This is a genomic window from Pseudomonas sp. HB05 (assembly GCF_016756915.1).
GTDB classification, from domain to species: Bacteria; Pseudomonadota; Gammaproteobacteria; order Pseudomonadales; family Pseudomonadaceae; genus Aquipseudomonas; species Aquipseudomonas alvandae.
On sequence record NZ_JAESPG010000004.1, the window covers coordinates 294730 to 309411 of the forward strand.

The 14682-nt window shown below is 62.9% G+C and carries 16 protein-coding genes; 5 read left to right on the forward strand and 11 right to left on the reverse strand.

Annotated features, from left to right (window positions below; translation table 11 throughout):
* The first annotated feature begins 34 nt into the window (after window positions 1–34).
* From JMN22_RS06940 to JMN22_RS06950, 3 genes are all read left to right on the forward strand, one after another.
* Window positions 35–925 carry an esterase/lipase family protein gene (locus JMN22_RS06940; protein ID WP_030140120.1) on the forward strand — a complete coding sequence of 297 codons (891 nt, stop codon included), beginning with the start codon at window positions 35–37 and terminating at the stop codon, window positions 923–925.
* 216 nt (window positions 926–1141) lie between these two features.
* Entirely contained in the window at window positions 1142–1438 is a 297-nt protein-coding gene (locus JMN22_RS06945; protein ID WP_030140119.1) for a PsiF family protein, read from the forward strand.
* A gap of 139 nt (window positions 1439–1577) precedes the next feature.
* Complete coding sequence (locus JMN22_RS06950; protein WP_030140118.1) at window positions 1578–2591, forward strand: AI-2E family transporter; 1014 nt, start codon at window positions 1578–1580, stop codon at window positions 2589–2591.
* 133 nt (window positions 2592–2724) lie between these two features.
* Here the strand turns inward: JMN22_RS06950 and JMN22_RS06955 are convergent, their stop codons facing one another.
* A complete protein-coding gene (locus JMN22_RS06955; RefSeq protein WP_198797197.1) occupies window positions 2725–3999 on the reverse strand; it encodes an Hsp70 family protein in 1275 nt (424 codons plus the stop codon).
* Between the two features lie 296 nt (window positions 4000–4295).
* On the opposite strand from JMN22_RS06955, the gene JMN22_RS06960 reads away from it, so the two are divergent.
* Together JMN22_RS06960 and JMN22_RS06965 are read left to right on the forward strand one after the other, a co-directional pair.
* On the forward strand, window positions 4296–5234 hold the full coding sequence (locus JMN22_RS06960) for a DnaJ C-terminal domain-containing protein (RefSeq protein WP_030140114.1): 939 nt from the start codon (window positions 4296–4298) through the stop codon (window positions 5232–5234).
* 51 nt (window positions 5235–5285) lie between these two features.
* On the forward strand, window positions 5286–5585 hold the full coding sequence (locus JMN22_RS06965) for a chaperone modulator CbpM (RefSeq protein WP_030140113.1): 300 nt from the start codon (window positions 5286–5288) through the stop codon (window positions 5583–5585).
* A 147-nt stretch (window positions 5586–5732) separates the two neighbouring features.
* Here JMN22_RS06965 and ureC read toward each other — a convergent pair whose 3' ends face one another.
* The 10 genes from ureC to urtB form a co-directional block, all read right to left on the reverse strand.
* A complete protein-coding gene (gene ureC / locus JMN22_RS06970) occupies window positions 5733–7433 on the reverse strand; it encodes an urease subunit alpha (RefSeq protein WP_198797196.1) in 1701 nt (566 codons plus the stop codon).
* Window positions 7434–7573: 140 nt separating this feature from the next.
* Complete coding sequence (locus JMN22_RS06975) at window positions 7574–7879, reverse strand: urease subunit beta (protein WP_198797195.1); 306 nt, start codon at window positions 7877–7879, stop codon at window positions 7574–7576.
* Complete coding sequence (locus JMN22_RS06980; protein ID WP_198797194.1) at window positions 7876–8409, reverse strand: GNAT family N-acetyltransferase; 534 nt, start codon at window positions 8407–8409, stop codon at window positions 7876–7878. Before JMN22_RS06980 ends, JMN22_RS06975 begins: the two co-directional genes overlap by 4 nt.
* Window positions 8410–8414: 5 nt before the next feature.
* Complete coding sequence (locus JMN22_RS06985) at window positions 8415–8948, reverse strand: GNAT family N-acetyltransferase (RefSeq protein WP_198797193.1); 534 nt, start codon at window positions 8946–8948, stop codon at window positions 8415–8417.
* 9 nt (window positions 8949–8957) lie between these two features.
* Complete coding sequence (gene ureA / locus JMN22_RS06990; protein WP_003197350.1) at window positions 8958–9260, reverse strand: urease subunit gamma; 303 nt, start codon at window positions 9258–9260, stop codon at window positions 8958–8960.
* Window positions 9261–9428: 168 nt separating this feature from the next.
* Entirely contained in the window at window positions 9429–10271 is an 843-nt protein-coding gene (locus JMN22_RS06995; RefSeq protein ID WP_198797192.1) for an urease accessory protein UreD, read from the reverse strand.
* Between the two features lie 30 nt (window positions 10272–10301).
* Entirely contained in the window at window positions 10302–11000 is a 699-nt protein-coding gene (urtE, locus tag JMN22_RS07000) for an urea ABC transporter ATP-binding subunit UrtE (protein ID WP_063323142.1), read from the reverse strand.
* Between the two features lie 135 nt (window positions 11001–11135).
* A complete protein-coding gene (gene urtD, locus JMN22_RS07005; RefSeq protein WP_030140106.1) occupies window positions 11136–11996 on the reverse strand; it encodes an urea ABC transporter ATP-binding protein UrtD in 861 nt (286 codons plus the stop codon).
* Complete coding sequence (gene urtC, locus JMN22_RS07010) at window positions 11993–13072, reverse strand: urea ABC transporter permease subunit UrtC (protein ID WP_030140105.1); 1080 nt, start codon at window positions 13070–13072, stop codon at window positions 11993–11995. Before urtC ends, urtD begins: the two co-directional genes overlap by 4 nt.
* Window positions 13072–14574 carry an urea ABC transporter permease subunit UrtB gene (gene urtB / locus JMN22_RS07015; RefSeq protein ID WP_202334961.1) on the reverse strand — a complete coding sequence of 501 codons (1503 nt, stop codon included), beginning with the start codon at window positions 14572–14574 and terminating at the stop codon, window positions 13072–13074. The genes urtC and urtB overlap by 1 nt, the downstream gene beginning before the upstream one ends.
* Window positions 14575–14682: the final 108 nt, after the last annotated feature.

Below are 14682 nucleotides of genomic sequence, written 5' to 3' on the forward strand. Positions count from 1 at the left end.
ATGCTGACCCCCTCTTGATCGCAAGGATGTCGCCATGTCGCAACGCTGTGCCACTCGCTACCCGCTGGTACTGGTCCCGGGCATGCTCGGTTTCATTCGCCTGGTCTTGTATCCGTACTGGTATGGCATCGTGGAGGCGTTGCGCCGGGGCGGGGCGGTGGTGATCCCGGTGAAGGTCTCACCCCTGCATTCCTCCGAGGTGCGCGGTGAGCAGTTGTTGGCGCGGATTGAAGAAGTGCTGAAGCAAACCGGCGCGCAGAAGGTCAACCTGATCGGCCACAGCCAAGGCAGTCTGACCGCTCGCTATGCCGCCGCCAAGCGTCCGGACCTGGTGGCGTCGGTCACGTCGGTGGCCGGCACCAACCACGGTTCCGAATTGGCCGATTACCTGCAGACCCACTACCCGGCCGACAGCGCCAAGGGGCGGTTGCTCAGTGCCCTGCTGCGACTGATCAACGTGCTGATGTGCTTGCTGGACACCGGCTATCGCGGGCCACGATTGCCGGCTGACCTCGATGCCTCCCACGCGTCGCTGACAACCGCCGGGGTGGCGCTGTTCAATGAACGTTATCCACAGGGCTTGCCTTCCACTTGGGGTGGGCACGGCCCGGAAGAGGTCAATGGCGTGCGTTATTACTCCTGGTCCGGAACGTTGCAGCCGGGCAAGACCGACAGGGGCCGCAACCTGTTCGACGGCACGAACCGAAGTTGCCGGCTGTTTGCCCGGACCTTCGTGCGCGAGGCGGGGCAGTGTGATGGCATGGTCGGGCGCTACAGTTCGCACCTGGGCACGGTGATTCGTGATGACTATCCACTGGACCATTTCGACATCGTCAATCAGTCTCTGGGGTTGGTGGGCCGGGGGGCGGAGCCGATCCGGTTGTTTGTCGAGCATGCCGAGCGGTTGAAGGCTGCTGGGGTGTAGATCGTCAGGAGGACCGCGTTATCGTTCTTCGCGAGCAAGCCCGCTCCCACAGATGACCGCGTTCTGTCTGGAAAAACGCGCTCAAACTGTGGGAGCGAGCCTGCTCGCGAAAGCGATGGACCTGGCACCGAACAATGAGATGGATGAAGGTGTAACAGGCTTTGTCTACACTGCACCCCATCGCCGTACCCTTGTGCGGCAACCAGGAGAAACACCATGAAGATGCTCCGCGTGCCTTTGTTGATGATCGGTTTGCTGCTCTGTTCCCAAGGCTTCGCCGCCACGGCCCAGCAAACCAAGATGACCACCTGCAACGCGGACGCCACCGCCAAGGCGCTCAAGGGCGATGAACGCAAAGCATTCATGAGCAACTGCCTGAAGGCCGCTCCGGCCGCCGCTACCCCTAGCACGCCCCAGGAACGCATGAAGTCCTGCAACGCCACCGCCACCGAGCAGGCGCTGAAGGGTGACGCTCGCAAGACGTTCATGAGCGAGTGCCTGAAGAAAAAATAATCGATTCGTGGGGCCGGCACAGCCACTGCAAAAAAACACCTGAACTGCGACCAAGGTCGGCCGATACAATCCCTAGTGCTGCCAGTGGATCGCTGGCAGACTGCCAATCCTTTCACGCCGTTTTTTGTCCTGGGGCTGTATGCCAACGTTTTCTCAGCGTCATGTGTTGTTGGTGATCAGTTGGGTGATCATTTTTGGTGGGTTGTTGCTGGTATTGCCGCTGCGCCTGTTGCCGAGCCTGTTGGCCGGGTTGCTGGTGTTCGAACTGGTCAACATGCTCACGCCGCAGTTGCAACGACTGATCGAGGGCCGGCGTGCCCGTTGGCTGGCGGTGGCCTTGCTGGGCACGCTGGTGGTGAGCGTGCTGTCGCTGATCTTCGCCGGAGCCATCAGCTTCCTGCTGCATGAAGCAGAGAACCCAGGCGCATCCCTCGATAAATTCATGGGCGTGGTCGACCGCGCCCGCGGGCAATTGCCGCCGTTCATCGATGCCTACCTGCCGGCCAGCGCGGCCGAGTTCCGGGTGGCGATCAGTGATTGGGTGAGCAAACACCTGAGCGACTTGCAGTTGGTGGGCAAGGACGCGGCCCACATGTTCGTGACGCTGCTGATCGGCATGGTGCTGGGAGCGATCATTGCCTTGCAGCGCATCCCCGACCTGACCAAGCGCAAACCCCTGGCCGCCGCGCTGTTCGATCGCTTGAACCTGCTGGTCAAGGCGTTTCGCAACATCGTATTCGCCCAGATCAAGATTTCCATGCTCAACACGTTCTTCACCGGGATCTTCCTGGCGGTGGTGCTGCCGCTGTTCGGTATCCACCTGCCGCTGACCAAGACGCTGATCGTGATGACGTTCCTGCTGGGGCTGTTGCCGGTGATCGGCAACCTGATGTCCAACACGCTGATCACCATCGTCGCGCTGTCGCTATCGATCTGGGTGGCGGTGGCGGCGCTGGGTTACCTGATCGTGATCCACAAGCTCGAATACTTCCTCAACGCCCGCATCGTCGGCGGGCAGATCAGCGCCAAGTCGTGGGAATTGCTCATGGCGATGCTGGTGTTCGAAGCCGCGTTCGGCCTGCCGGGGGTGGTGGCGGGGCCTATCTACTATGCGTATCTCAAGAGTGAGTTGAAGCAGGTGGGGATGGTTTGATCCGATAGATGGGGTGTCAGGTCTGCCCCATCGCGAGCAAGCTCGCTCCCACACTTGACCGAGTTTCTTCAGAAGGAACGCGATCAAACTGTGGGAGCGAGCTTGCTCGCGATTCAGGCGCCTCGGTCCGGGCTCAGGCCTGGCTCCCATACCGCTTCATCGCCTCGATCGCCAACCCGCTGCCGATACTGCCGAAGATATTGCCTTCCACATGCCGCGCCTGGGGCAGCATCGCCGAGACGCTGTTGCGTAGCGCCGGGATGCCGCTGGAGCCGCCGGTGAAGAACACCGTATCGACCTGATCAACCCGCACGTTGGCATCGTTGAGCAACTGCGTGACGCTGCCGCGTACCCGCTCAAGCAAGCCGTCGATGGCCGACTCGAACAAGGCTCGGCTCAGGTCCACGCTCAGGCCCGGTTCGATCCGGTCCAAGACCACATGGCGCTGGTCGGCGTGGGTCAGCTGAATCTTGGTTTCTTCCACTTCCATCGCCAGCCAATGCCCGGCGCGCTGTTCGATCAACTTGAACAGCCGGTCGATGCCGCCGGTGTCTTCGATGTCGTAGCGCATGCTGCCCAGGGCGAGGGTGGATTTCTGCGAATACACCGCGTTGATGGTGTGCCAGGTCGCCAGGTTCATGTGGTGGCTGGTGGGCATGTAGGCGCCGCTTTTCATGCGGCTGCCGTAGCCGAACAGCGGCATCAGGCCTTGCAGGCTGAGTTGCTTGTCGAAGTCGGTCCCGCCGATGTGCACGCCGCCGGTGGCGAGGATGTCTGCGTGGCGGTTGTCGTGCATGCGCCGTTCGGGCGACAGGCGCACCAGGGAAAAGTCCGATGTACCGCCGCCGATGTCGACGATCAGCACCAGCTCTTCTTTCTCGATGGTCGATTCATAATCGAAGGCCGCCGCGATGGGCTCGTACTGGAAGGAGACTTCCTTGAAACCGATGGCGCGGGCCACGTCGACCAAGGTGTTTTCCGCTTCCTGGTCCGCCAGCTCATCGTCATCGACGAAAAATACCGGGCGGCCCAGCACCACTTCCTCGAATTCCCGACCGGCGGCGGCTTCGGCACGCTTCTTCAACTGGCCGATGAACAATCCCAGCAAGTCCTTGAACGGCATGGCCGTGCCAAGGACGCTGGTGTCGTGCTTGATCAGCTTGGAGCCCAGCAGACTCTTGAGCGAGCGCATCAGCCGGCCTTCGTAGCCTTCCAGGTATTCGTGCAGGGCCAGGCGGCCGTACACCGGACGGCGCTCTTCCTGATTGAAAAAGACCACCGAGGGCAGGGTGATCTTGTCGTCCTCCAGCGCGATCAACGTTTCCATGCCGGGGCGCAGCCAGCCGACGGTGGAGTTGGACGTGCCGAAGTCAATGCCGCAGGCACGGGCCGGGGATACGTTTTTCATGTCTTTCAGGTTCCGGTCGAAAAAACGGCCGCGCAGTGTATGCCAGTGCGAAGCGGATTCGAAGGCCGGTTATCCGCTAATTCGCAAACACTGGCCTTGAAAGACGACGTCACACCCCCAAACTTGCTGGCATGAGCCTGGCAGCCATCGGGCGGACACAAGAACCGCCACCCGCTGCCGATAAACTTCTGATGCACCGTCCGGTCACACTCTTGAGGCCGGTCAACCCCTTGTCCGGACATTCGGGCATGCTGTGCGTGGCGGTGCAACATCGATAACGGATGGTGATGCTTAAGATGGACTTCAAAGACTATTACAAGATCCTGGGTGTCGAGCCGACGGCCGACGATGCCACGATCAAGGCCGCCTATCGAAAGTTGGCGCGCAAATACCACCCGGACGTGAGCAAGGAGAAAGACGCCGAGACCAAATTCAAGGACGTCTCCGAAGCCTATGAAGCGCTGAAAAGCGCTGACAAGCGCGCCGAATACGACGACTTGCGCCGGTACGGCCAGCACGGCCAGCCGTTCCAGGGCCCACCGGGTTGGCAGAGCCGTGGCGGTTTTGGTGGCCAGGACACCGGGGATTTCTCGGACTTCTTCAGTTCGATCTTTGGTAATCGCGGGCCGGGTTTCGGCGGCGGACAATCGGGTCGCAGTGCCGGCCGTCGGGGACAAGACGTGGAAATGGAATTACCGATCTTCCTGGAAGAAACCCTGTCGAACGAATCGAAAAAGGTCAGCTTCCAGGTGCCGCAATACAACGCGGCGGGCCAGCACGTGAGCAATACCAGCAAGAGCCTGAACGTGAAGATCCCGCTGGGGGTGACCGACGGCGAGCGTATCCGCCTCAAGGGCCAGGGCGCGCCGGGCATCGGCGGCGGTGCCAATGGCGACTTGTACCTGACCATTCGTTTCGCCCCGCACCCCAAGTTCGACGTCGAAGGCCAGGACCTGATCATCACCTTGCCCCTTGCGCCATGGGAATTGGCGCTGGGCACGGAGGTGGCAGTGCCGACCCTCACCGGCAAGATCAACCTCAAGGTCCCGGCCGGCAGCCAGAACGGCCAGCGCATGCGCGCCAAGGGCCACGGCTTGCGCAACAAGGCCGGTGAGCGCGGCTATTTGTTTGTTCAGCTCAAGGCCGTGATGCCCAAGGCCAGCGATGAGTCGGTCAAGGCATTGTGGGCCGAGCTGGCGAAGAAAGCCGCGTTCGACCCGCGGGAGAACTTCTGAACCGAGGATCATGGCTAGACTCGACAGCTGAAGCATTGGGAGAAGCAGACCATGAACAACCCGATCATTGAACTGAACCTGATGGAATTCTGTGAGGCCGCCGCATTGGCCGATGTCCATGTAATCGAAATCGTCGAACATGGCATCCTCGAACCTCACGGCACGGCCCCCACGGACTGGCGCTTTACTGATTACGAATTGGTCCTGGCCCGGCGTGCAGCCAAGCTGCGCCGGGAGTTGGAGCTGGAATGGGAAGGCGTCGCCCTGGCGCTGGACCTGCTGGAAGAAGTCCAGCAACTGCGCAGTGAAAACCGCATGCTCAAGCAGCGGTTGGGGCGGTTGGTGGAGTAGATTGTTAAAAAACTGTGGCGAGGGGATTTATCCCCGTTGGGCTGCGCAGCGGCCCTGCTTTTTTTGCGGTTGCTGCGCAACCGAACGGGGATAAATCCCCTCGCCACAAGGTTATGTGCCCATCCAGCGAATCAAGCCTGAATCACCTCAAAACAGAAAATAGCGCTGCGCCATCGGCAACACTTCCGCCGGTTCACACCACAACAGCACGCCGTCGGCCTTGACCTGGTAGGTCTGGGGGTCGACGTCGATGCTCGGCAGGTAGTCGTTGTGGATCAGGTCGGTTTTCTGCACATCGCGGCAGCCTTTGACCACTGCGATTTTTTTCTTCAGCCCAAGCTGTTCCGGCAACCCGGCCTCGGCAGCAGCCTGGCTGATGAAGGTCAGGCTGGTGGCGTGTCGCGAGCCGCCGAAGCTGGCGAACATCGGCCGGTAGTGCACCGGTTGTGGCGTCGGGATCGAGGCGTTGGCGTCGCCCATCAGGCTCGCGGCAATCGCCCCGCCCTTGAGGATCAGCGTCGGCTTGACCCCAAAGAACGCCGGGCGCCACAGCACCAGGTCGGCCCACTTGCCCACCTCGATGGAACCCACTTCATGGCTGACGCCGTGGGTGATCGCCGGGTTGATGGTGTATTTGGCGATGTAGCGCTTGATGCGGAAGTTGTCGTTGCCTTCGCCGTCGCCGGGCAGGGCGCCGCGTTGCTTTTTCATCTTGTCGGCGGTCTGCCAGGTGCGCGTGATGACTTCGCCGACACGGCCCATGGCCTGGCTGTCGGAGCTGATCATCGAGAAGGCGCCGAGGTCGTGGAGGATGTCTTCGGCGGCGATGGTCTCGCGGCGGATGCGGCTTTCGGCGAATGCCACGTCCTCGGCGATGCTCGGGTCCAGGTGATGGCAGACCATCAACATGTCCAGGTGTTCATCGATGGTGTTGCGGGTGAACGGCCGGGTCGGGTTGGTGGAGCTGGGCAGCACGTTAGGGAAGCCGCAAGCCTTGATGATGTCCGGCGCATGACCGCCACCGGCGCCTTCGGTGTGGTAGGTGTGGATGGTGCGGCCCTTGAACGCGGCCAGGGTGGTCTCGACGAAACCGGATTCGTTGAGGGTGTCGGTGTGGATCGCCACCTGCACGTCGTACTGGTCGGCCACGCTCAGGCAGTTGTCGATGGCCGCCGGGGTGGTGCCCCAGTCTTCGTGCAGCTTCAGGCCGATGGCGCCGGCCTTGACCTGTTCGACCAGCGGCTCCGGCAGACTGGCGTTGCCCTTGCCGGTGAAGCCGATGTTCATCGCAAAGGCATCGGCGGCTTGCAGCATCCGCGCGAGGTGCCACGGCCCGGAGGTGCAGGTGGTGGCGTTGGTCCCGGTGGCCGGGCCCGTGCCGCCACCGATCATGGTGGTGACGCCGCTCATCAGCGCTTCTTCGATCTGCTGAGGGCAGATGAAGTGGATATGGGTGTCGATCCCGCCAGCGGTGAGGATCATGCCTTCACCGGCAATCACTTCGGTGCTGGCGCCGATGGCGATGGTCACGTCGGGCTGGATGTCCGGGTTGCCGGCCTTGCCGATCGCCGCGATGCGCCCGTCCTTGAGGCCGACATCGGCCTTGACGATGCCCCAATGGTCAATGATCAGCGCGTTGGTGATCAGCGTGTCGACGACCTCGGCGGCCAACAATTGGCTCTGGCCCATGCCGTCGCGAATCACCTTGCCGCCGCCGAATTTCACTTCTTCGCCGTAGGTGGTGAAGTCCTTCTCCACTTCGATCCACAACTCGGTGTCGGCCAGGCGGACCTTGTCGCCGACGGTGGGGCCGAACATGTCGGCGTAGGCTTGTCTCGAAATCTTCATGTGCTCGCCTTGAAACTCAATTGAATTTTGAAACCGTTCGCTGCGCTCACTCATCGCGAGCAAGCTCGCTCCCACAGGGGACCGCGATCAACTGTGGGAGCGAGCTTGCTCGCGATGAGGCCAGTACAGGCCCCCATGACTTAAAGGTCGCCCATGACCCGCCCGGCAAACCCGAACACCCGGCGATGCCCGGCCAGTTCGACAAGTTCGACTTCCCGACTCTGCCCCGGCTCGAAGCGCACCGCCGTGCCCGCCGGGATGTTCAGGCGCATGCCACGGCTGGCGGCGCGGTCGAAGGTCAGGGCGTCGTTGGTTTCGAAGAAGTGATAGTGCGAGCCGACCTGGATCGGCCGGTCGCCGCTGTTGGCGACATTCAACGTGAGCGTGCGGCGGCCGACGTTGAGCTCGATGTCGCCGGGTTGGACCTGGTATTGCCCTGGAATCATTGCGGTTGCCCCAAAAGCTTGTAGTAGATGGCGGTCGGGGTGTAGGTCCCGTCCGGGCTCTGGCAGTAGTCGGGCAGTTCGCCGACGCGGGTGTAGCCCATGGCGCGGTAGAACGCCTCGGCCTCGGAGCCGGCCTCGGTGTCGAGGTACAACAGGCCACGCTTGTGCTGGCGGGCGCCAAGCTCCAGGGCGCTCATCAACTGCTGGCCGAGGCCCCGGCGGCGTGCCTCGCCGCGCACCAACAGCTTTTGCACCTCGGCGCGGTTGCGGCCGTTGGGCTTCTGGCACAGGGCAAGCTGGACGCTGGCCTGCACCTGTTCATCCTTGACCACAACCCACAACAGCAGGTGGCCCTGGTTGAGACTGGCCTGGACTTCATCGAAATAGGTCCGGGCCTGGACCGCATCGAGGTCGGCCATGAACCCGACGCTGGCGCCATAACCCACGGCGTCGAGCAACAGATCGATCAGGCCCTGGCGATAGTGCGCAAAGCTTTCAGCGTGGACTCGACGCAACTGGGCGGCGTTCATCGGTATCACTCCTTGTCGATGGCGGGCGGTGGCGCCCCGGGATTGAGGACCAACTGCATGAAAGTCAGGTCCAGCCAGCGGCCGAACTTGGTGCCCACCTGCGGCATCTGCCCGGTGGTGACGAAGCCGACCCGCTCATGCAGGCGAATCGAGGCTGCGTTGCCGCTCTCGATGGCCGCGACCATGACGTGTTTATCGCAGGCCCTGGCGCGCTCGATCAGGACAGCCATCAGCAACGGGCCAAGGCCGTTGCCGCGTTGATCGCTGCGTACGTAGACCGAGTGCTCCACGGTGTGACGGAAGCCGTCGAACGGCCGCCAGTCGCCGAAGGAAGCGTAGCCGAGCACGTTGTCCTCGGCGTCAACGGCGACGAGCACCGGGTAGCCCTGGGTTTGCCGGGCGCTGAACCAGGCCTGGCGGTTGCCCAGGTCCACGGCCTGCTCGTTCCAGATCGCCGTGGTGTTGAGCACGGCGTCGTTGTAGATATCGCGGATCGCCGCCAGGTCGGCGGGCTGTGCGTCACGAACATGGGCAGTCATGGCGTGGCCTCAGGCGATGGGCTGGTGGACGGTGACCAGTTTGGTGCCGTCGGGAAACGTCGCTTCGACCTGAATCTCCGGGATCATCTCCGGGATACCTTCCATCACCTGCTCGCGGCTCAGCAACGTGGTGCCGTAGTGCATCAGCTCGGCCACGGTCTGGCCGTCACGGGCGCCTTCGAGCAGCGCGGCGGAGATATAGGCCATGGCTTCCGGGTAGTTGAGTTTCAAGCCCCGGGCCAGTCGTCGTTCGGCGACGAGGCCGGCGGTGAAGATCAACAGCTTGTCTTTTTCGCGTGGGGTCAGGTCCATGTGCAATCCATAAGGGCAGATAAAAATTTCTTGCGGTAAACACCGGGCCCCTTGTGGGGGATCCTTTGTGGGAGCGAGGTTGCTCGCTATAGCAATCGAACATTCAACATAACCGTTGGCTGATACACCGCTATCGCGAGCAAGCTCGCTCCCACAGGGAAAGCAAATTCAGGTGCTCCAGATTCTTGGTGGCATGGCTTCTCTTCCAAGCAACGCCGGGCGAAGGAGCCGCCACAATTCAATCAACCACCCCCGAGCCAGCAGCGCCTCGCTCGCCAGGCAGCGGGCCACGAGCAAACCGGGCAATTGGCTCAGGTCGCCGCGCACGGCATGGCCCAGGGATCGGCAGCGTTCCAGCAACTCGCTGTCGATCTCACCGGTCACCAGCAACGTGGCGAACACCGGATCACCGCCCAGGCCGATGGGCGAGTCCAGCAGTCCATCGCCACCGACGATGCGCTGGCGCTCATGCCACAACAACTGGCCGTCGCGGCGGATGTCCAGCCGCGACTGGAAGTGTCCCCGGTCGAATCGCTCGCCACTGGCCGGCCGGCCGAGGGCAACCATGTCCCAATAGAACAATCGGGCATCGCCCTGCAGGTCGATGCTTGTGCTGAGTTCGGCCTGGGCTGCGCTGAAGACGATGGTTTCCTGGGGCAGCCATTCCAGGGTCGCGCCGGGGGCCACGCTCAGGGTCAGTTGCTGGTACGCCGGGCCGACGGCGCGGTACCACTTGGCCGCGCCGGGGCTGGTCAATTGTGCCCAGGCGCCAGGGCCGACGTGGGCCGAGATGTCCAGCCGATCTCCACCGGCAATCCCGCCGGGCGGGTGGACGATGATGTGCTGGCACACTTCGGGGCCTTCGGCGTACAAGTGCTTCTGCACCCGCAGCGGGCCCTTGTGGCGGCGCTGTACCGGGCGTGTGCAATCGCCGAAGCGGGCATAGCCCAAATCCAGCTCGGCGTGCCAGTTGGGTGTGAACAGGGCTGAAGACGTAACAGGTAGATTCATGATTTTCTGATTATCGTCGGGACGCTAAGCCTAGATCGTTACCAGCCCGCGCACACCCTCGGCTTCCATATTTTCTCCGCGGCCCTGTTGCACGATCTCGCCCCGGGACATCACCAGGTACTGATCGGCCAGCTCGGCGGCGAAGTCGTAGAACTGCTCCACCAGCAAAATCGCCATGTCGCCCCGCGCCGCGAGTTTCTTGATCACTGCGCCGATTTCCTTGATCACCGACGGCTGGATGCCTTCGGTGGGCTCGTCGAGAATCAGCAGGCGTGGCCGACTGGCCAGGGCCCGGCCAATGGCGAGCTGTTGTTGCTGGCCCCCGGAAAGGTCACCGCCCCGGCGCTGTTTCATCTGCAGCAGCACCGGGAACAATTCGTAGATGAAGGCTGGCACTTCCTTGGCTTCGGAACCGGGAAAACGCGACAGACCCATCAGCAGGTTTTCTTCCACCGTCAGCCGACCGAAAATCTCCCGGCCCTGGGGCACGTAGGCGATGCCGGCGTGCACCCGTTGGTGCGGCTTGAACGTGGTGATGGCCTTGCCTTCCCAATTCACCGCGCCTTCCTTGGCCGGCAGCAGGCCCATCAGGCATTTGAGCAGGGTGGTCTTGCCCACGCCGTTGCGACCCAGCAGGCACGTCACCTCGCCGACCTTCACGTCGAACGACAGGCCGCGCAGGATGTGGCTACCGCCGTAGTATTGATGCAGCTTGTCGACTTGCAGCATGTTCCAGATTCTCCTCAAGTCCCTTGTGGGAGCGAGCTTGCTCGCGATAGCGGTGGGTCAGTTACATTGCATTCCAGCTGATCCACCGCTATCGCGAGCAAGCTCGCTCCCACATAAAAGCCAATTGCTTTCGCTTTAGCGACCGAGATACACCTCGATCACCCGCTCATCGGCCTGCACCTGTTCCAGCGACCCTTCGGCCAGCACGCTGCCCTGGTGCAGCACGGTGACGTGGTCGGCGATCGCGCCGACGAAGCCCATGTCGTGCTCCACCACCATCAGCGAATGCTTGCCCGCCAAGGACTTGAACAGCTCGGCGGTGAAGTCGGTCTCGGCGTCGGTCATGCCCGCCACCGGCTCGTCGAGCAGCAGCAGTTGCGGGTCCTGCACCAGCAGCATGCCAATCTCCAGGAACTGTTTCTGGCCGTGGGACAGCAGTCCGGCGGCGCGGTTGACCGAAGCGGTGAGGCGGATGGTCTCGAGCACTTCGCTGATGCGGTCGTGCTGCTCGCCGGTCAGTTTCGCCCGCAGGCTGGCCCACACCGATTTGTCGGTCTTGAGCGCCAGCTCCAGGTTTTCGAACACGCTCAGGGCTTCGAACACCGTCGGCTTCTGGAACTTGCGACCGATGCCGGCCTGGGCGATTTCCACTTCGCTCATCGTTGTCAGGTCGAGGGTCTCGCCGAACCAGGCCTTGCCGTGGCTGGGACGGGTCTTGCCGGTGATCACATCCATCAACGTGGTCTTGCCCGCGCCGTTGGGGCCGATGATGCAGCGCAATTCACCGACGCCGATGTACAGGTTCAAATCGTTCAAGGCCTTGAAGCCATCGAAGCTGACGCTGATGTCTTCCAGGGTCAGGATTGTGCCGTGGCGGGTGTTCAGGCCCACACCGGCCGCTTGGCCGAGGCCGATGGCGTCGCGGCTGCTGCCCTGATCTTTGTTGGGTTCCAGGATGGGTTCGAGCATGAAATCCGCCGTTGGGGTGATTCTCATGATTCGCTCCTTTTCTTCAGCAGCCCGATCACGCCCTTGGGCAGGTACAGGGTCACGACGATGAACAGGGCGCCGAGGAAGAACAGCCAATACTCAGGAAACGCCACGGTGAACCAGCTTTTCATGCCGTTCACCACGCCCGCGCCGAGCAATGGCCCGATCAACGTGCCGCGCCCGCCGAGGGCCACCCACACGGCGGCCTCGATGGAGTTGGTCGGCGACATTTCGCTGGGGTTGATGATGCCCACTTGCGGCACGTACAGCGCCCCGGCGAGGCCGCACAACACCGCGCTCAACACCCAGACGAACAGCTTGAAGCCACGAGGATCGTAGCCGCAGAACATCAGCCGGTTTTCCGCGTCGCGCAGGGCGGTCAGCACCCGGCCGAATTTGCTGCGGGCCAGGCGCCAGCCAATGAACAGGCTCGCCACCAACAACAACACCGTGGCGAAAAACAGCACCGCGCGGGTGCCCGGCTCGGTGATGCCAAAGCCCAGGATCGAACGGAAATTGGTGAAGCCGTTGTTACCGCCAAACCCGGTTTCGTTGCGGAAAAACAGCAGCATCCCGGCGAACGTCAGGGCCTGGGTCATGATCGAGAAATACACGCCCTTGATCCGCGAACGGAAGGCGAAGAAGCCGAACACCAGCGCCAGCAAGCCCGGCGCCAGCACCACCAGGCACATCGCCCAGAGGAAACTGTCGGTGCCGGCCCAGTACCAGGGCAGCTCGGTCCACGACAGGAAGGTCATGAACGCCGGCAGGCCATCGCCGGCGGCCTGGCGCATCAGGTACATGCCCATGGCGTAGCCGCCCAGGGCGAAGAACAAACCGTGGCCCAGGGAGAGCAAGCCGGCGTAGCCCCAGACCAGGTCCAGCGCCAGGGCGACGATGGCGTAGCAAAGAATCTTGCCCACCAGGGTCAGGGTGTAGGCCGAGACGTGGAGCGGATTGTCCGCCGCCAACAGCGACAGCAACGGCAGGCTCAGCAGCACGGCGAGGATCAGCGCGCCGACGGTGAGGGTGACTTTGGGACCGGCCTTTTGCGTGGCCGTGAGCATCAGGGGCTGGTTCATCAGTCGATTACCCGTCCTTTGAGCGCGAAGAGGCCTTGCGGACGCTTCTGGATAAACAGAATGATCAGCGCGAGGATCAGGATCTTGCCGAGCACGGCGCCGATCTGCGGTTCGAGGATCTTGTTGGCGATGCCCAGGCCGAACGCGGCGAACACGCTGCCGGCCAACTGGCCGACGCCGCCGAGCACCACCACCAGGAACGAGTCGATGATGTAGCTCTGGCCCAGGTCCGGGCCGACGTTGCCGATCTGGCTCAGGGCCACGCCGCCAAGCCCGGCGATGCCCGAGCCGAGGCCGAAGGCGAGCATGTCCACCCGGCCCGTGGGCACACCGCAGCAGGCGGCCATGTTGCGGTTCTGCGTTACCGCGCGGACGTTCAGGCCCAGGCGCGTCTTGTTCAGCAGCAGCCAGGTCAGCACCACCACGAACAGCGCGAAGGCAATGATCACGATGCGGTTGTACGGCAGCACCAGGTTGGGCAACACCTGGATCCCGCCCGACAGCCAGGCCGGGTTGGCGACTTCGACGTTCTGCGCGCCGAACACCAGGCGTACCAGTTGGATCAGCATCAGGCTGATGCCCCAGGTGGCGAGCAAGGTTTCCAGCGGCCGCCCGTAGAGGTGACGGATCACCGTGCGTTCCAGGGCCATGCCGATGGCGGCGGTGATGAAAAACGCCACCGGCAGGGCTATCAATGGATAGAACTCGATGGCGTTCGGGGCGAAGCGCTGGAACAGCATCTGCACCACGTAGGTGGAGTAGGCGCCGAGCATCAGCATTTCGCCGTGGGCCATGTTGATCACCCCCAGCAGGCCGAAAGTGATTGCCAGGCCGAGGGCGGCCAGCAGCAGGATCGAACCCAGGGACATGCCGCTGAAGGCCTGGCCCAGCAATTCGCCGACGAGGAGTTTGCGCTTGACCTGGCCGAGGCTGGTTTCGGCGGCGGTGCGCACGGCGGCATCGGTTTCAACGCCGGGTTCGAGCAGGCCTTCGAGGCGAGTGCGGGCCAGCGGGTCGCCGGTTTCCCCCAGCAGGCGCACGGCGGCGAGGCGTACGTTCGGGTTGGTGTCCACCAGTTGCAGATTCGCCAGGGCCAGGCTCAGGGCAGCGTGGACGTCTTCGTCCTGCTCGCCGGCCAGTTGCCGATCGAGAAACGCCAGTTGCGCCGGACGAGCGCTTTTTTGCAGCTGCTGCGCGGCGCCCAGGCGTACGCGGGCGTCCACAGCGAGTAACTGGTGACTGGCGAGAGCGGTTTCGATCAGCCCTCGCAAGCGGTTGTTCAGGCGCAGGGTCTTGGGTTGGCCGTCGACGGTCAACTGGCCTTGTTGCAGGGCGTTGATCAGTTCGACGCGCTCAGGCTCCGGCTGCGCAGCCCAGGCTTCCAGGAGCTTGGCCTGCTGGGTCGGGTTGGCGGCGACGAAGTCTTCGGCGTCGCCGGCGTATGAGGCCATCGGCAATAAGAATGTGATGGTGAGGATCAAGCGGTAGAGGGCGGTGGGCATATTGTTGGCCTTGCGCAAAACTTCTTTTGTGGGAGCGGGCTTGCTCGCGAAGGCGGTGGGCCAGGCAGAACAACTTTGACTGACGCTCCGCCTTCGCGAGCAAGCCCG